Source organism: uncultured Caballeronia sp., from assembly GCF_964243625.1.
In the GTDB taxonomy this organism is placed as follows: Bacteria; Pseudomonadota; Gammaproteobacteria; order Burkholderiales; family Burkholderiaceae; genus Caballeronia.
Genome location: NZ_CAXTGZ010000675.1, coordinates 1 through 3,160, shown reverse-complemented (window position 1 = coordinate 3,160; position 3,160 = coordinate 1). Strand labels below are relative to the sequence as shown.

The 3,160-nt window shown below is 63.3% G+C and carries 2 protein-coding genes and 1 pseudogene; 1 reads left to right on the top strand and 2 read right to left on the bottom strand.

The window, feature by feature from the left end:
- Positions 1–217 precede the first annotated feature (217 nt).
- The gene (locus ACFFAR_RS29075; RefSeq protein ID WP_375508998.1) at positions 218–1,630 is read right to left on the bottom strand and encodes an MFS transporter; all 1,413 of its coding nucleotides are present in this window, start codon (positions 1,628–1,630) and stop codon (positions 218–220) included.
- 367 nt (positions 1,631–1,997) lie between these two features.
- On the opposite strand from ACFFAR_RS29075, the gene ACFFAR_RS29070 reads away from it, so the two are divergent.
- Positions 1,998–2,729: a response regulator transcription factor gene (locus ACFFAR_RS29070; RefSeq protein ID WP_062003727.1), complete on the top strand. Its 732-nt coding sequence runs from the start codon at positions 1,998–2,000 to the stop codon at positions 2,727–2,729.
- Positions 2,730–2,791: 62 nt separating this feature from the next.
- On the opposite strand, the pseudogene ACFFAR_RS29065 reads toward ACFFAR_RS29070, so the two are convergent.
- Positions 2,792–3,160 (bottom strand): annotated as a pseudogene (locus ACFFAR_RS29065) (molybdenum ABC transporter permease); the annotation flags it as partial.

Sequence of the window (3,160 nt, the reverse complement as noted above, 5' to 3'; positions counted from 1 at the left end):
TGTCGCGGAATCAGGGCCGTCGGGGAGATCGGGGTCGTCCGGATTCGGCGGCGCATCGGGATCGAGCAGTTCGTCGGCGTCGGGTTCTATCGGCAGTTGCGTCGGATCTATGGGCGTGGACATGGTTCGATACCTCCAGCGGCCTGCGGACCGCGCGTTGCACGAGAGGGGCTCCAGACAATTCGCAACCCACGTTCCCGGCGCGTAGGATGCACCGCTAGCGATGGTTTTTCTTTTTGTTCTCCACTACGCGCCAGGCCATCGCGGCGGCCAACAACAGCATCGCGATCGATATTGCCGCCGAGAGCCTGACCCCCATCACGATCTGCGCAGTCTCGGCCGACGCCGCATGACTTGCCAAAGCGCCGAAAATCGCCACGCCGATCGCGCCGGCCGCTTGCCGCGCCGTGTTGAGCACTGCCGACGCCGTGCCTGCGCGTCTGGAGTCCACCGTTCCGAGCATCGCGGTGGTCATGGCGGGAACAGCGAGTCCCATGCCTGTCGGTATCAGCAGGAACGGCAGCAGCAACACGGCAACGGGCGTGCGGGCATCGACGAAACAAAGTGCCGCGAAGCCGGCGGCATCGATCAATGCGCCGATGATCATTGGCAACCGCGAACCGAAGCGCGCCACGACCGGGCCGGCCGCGAGATTCGATAACAGGAAACCTCCGGTCAGCGGCAGGAATGCGAGCCCAGCGTGAAGCGGCGAGAGACCCAGCACGCGCTGCAAATACAGGCTCAGCACGAACACCGTGCCGTAGTAAGTCAGGTTCACGCAGATGCCAAACCCGATCGCCGAATTGAACGTGCGGTCGCGAAAGAGCGCCGGCGGCAGCATGGGCGCCCGGGCACGCCGTTCCACCACAACAAGCCCTGTTCCGGTCAGCAACGCCAGCACCATCCCGCCGATAACGACCGGATGCGCGATTCCCAGCGGCCGAAGCTCGATCATCGCGCCGACGAAAGACGTGAGCGCAACGATCGCCAGCACTTGCCCCGGCAGGTCGACTCCCTGGCCTTTTTGCGCGGTTTTTTGATCGGCGATCCATGCGCAGGTCGCGGCAATGCCGACCAGGCACAGCGGCACGTTGACCCAGAAGATGCTGCGCCAGCCGAACGCCGCGATGAGCGCGCCGCCGACCACCGGCCCCGCCGCGATCGATACCGCGCCCGCCGCCGTCCACAGGCTCACGGCGCGCGCCCGCAAGCCGTCGTCGTGGCCGCAGGACTGGTTGAGCAGCACGAGCGAGTTCGGCAGCATGGCGGCGGCGCCCACACCCTGCAACGCGCGGGCGGCGATGAGCTGGCTGGCATCGGCTGCAAATCCGCATGCCGCCGACGCCAGTCCGAACAGCGCCAGTCCTGTCACGAACAGCCGCCGCGCGCCGAAGCGGTCGCCCAGCACGCCCGCCGAAAGCATCAGCGCCGCGAACGCGAGCGCGTAGGCGTCCACAGTCCATTGCAGGCTCGCGACGCTCGCATGCAGGTCGCGTCCCATGCTCGCCAGCGCCACGTTGACGATGGTGACATCGAGTTGAGAGACCACGAAGCCCATGCTTGCCGTGGTGACGATCAGCGCCTGACGTGTGCTCAGTCCAGCGCGTGCGGAGTGAAGGTTCGAGTTCATGTGACCCAGCTTAACGAGCTGGAACGCACGACGTTTCCGTGAATCCTGAAATGTGCGTGCAAGGTTTTTGCATCACGCCCTGTTGCTTTCGTGCATCCCGATATGTGGTCCCGACCGCACGCCTGCGAAACGCCGTTTCGCCTGAAGCAGGCACGAGTCGGCACAAGCAGTGACCTCCCGCGACATATTGAAAGCATTTGTGACCGTGTTGTCCGGGAGTTTAGGAGTTGTCCGATAGAACAAGGTGGTGCCGCTCCGCAAAATTCGCGCGTTCAAAGCGGTCTTGTGAAGCTTCACGAGACCTTCTGCGATGCCTTCGATCCATCAAGCCGAAGTCATCGTGCGCAGCGTCACCGGCATCGTCATCATGCGTATCGCAATCCTGCAGTCCGATCCCCAGCACCGTTATGTCGTCGGCGAAATCGTCGAGCGGCTCGGCCATGTATGCATTCCCTTCAGCGACGGCCTGGCGATGTCGAAGTCGCTGTCGCGCTCGACCGTCGACATGCTGATCCTCGACTGGCATTCCTCCGGCTTGTCCGGCCTGGACCTGGTCAAGTCGATGCGCTCTGGCATTGGCGAACGTGTTCCCGTCATGTTCGCTTCCGCCGACGGCGGCGAGAGCAACATCGTGCGCGCGCTGACCGCCGGCGCGGATGACTTCGTCACGCACCCGGTGCGCAGCGCCGAATTCGGCGCGCGGATCGAGGCGTTGCTGCGGCGCGCTTACCCGGCGAACTCGGCGGCCGTCACCGAACTCGGTCCGTACCGGTTCGATTCACGCCAGCAGAGCGTGACGGTGCGCGGCCAGCCGGTGCAGTTGAGCGGCACGCAGTTCCGGCTCGCGTTGCTGTTCTTCTCGAACATCGGCCGCGTGCTGTCGCGCGACCACATTTTCGCCATGGTCTGGGGACGCGAGTTCCGCGAAAGCACGCGTACCATCGACAGCCACGTGTCGCGCCTGAGGCTTGCGTTGAGCATCGAGCCGATCAACCATTTCCGCCTGCAGCCGGTGTACAAGAGCGGATATCGCCTGCTGCACCTTTATGGCGATGAAGAAGCCACGCAGCAAATGTTGCAAGAGGAAGCGGCCGCTTGAGGGTTGCTTGAGGTTCGTTTGTGGAACTTGGAAAAAGCCGTCATTGGAAAAATGACGGCTTTTTAAATGGGCCAAACGGTTAACCGGTTCATATCGATTGCAAAACGCTGCGGCGTGCCGGGTTTCATCTGCGGGTCATCGGTGGGGATGTAAAATGCAGCGCCCCGGATCTTCAGTCGCGCGTAGCGTTCGCCGCGACGCAATTCGATGCTTTCCACAATGCCCTCGAACGCGCCCGTTTGATCTCGTGTGATCGCCGACGCCGGAAGTCGCCACATGACGTTGCCTCCCATTGCGCTATCTTGCGCAATGCTCAAACGTAACGATCCACCCAGTTCGACCACGCCCGGTTCAACGAGCACGCCTTGTCCGACGTTGTGCAGACCCAGCAATTGCGCCGCGCGCAGCGTTGCCGGCCGCTCGAACACGTC

Coding starts and splice junctions, on each gene's coding strand:
- ACFFAR_RS29070 (WP_062003727.1), top strand. CDS start 1,998: ATGCGTATCGCAATCCTGCAGTCCGATCCCCAGCACCGTTATGTCGTC.
- ACFFAR_RS29075 (WP_375508998.1), bottom strand. CDS start 1,630: ATGAACTCGAACCTTCACTCCGCACGCGCTGGACTGAGCACACGTCAG.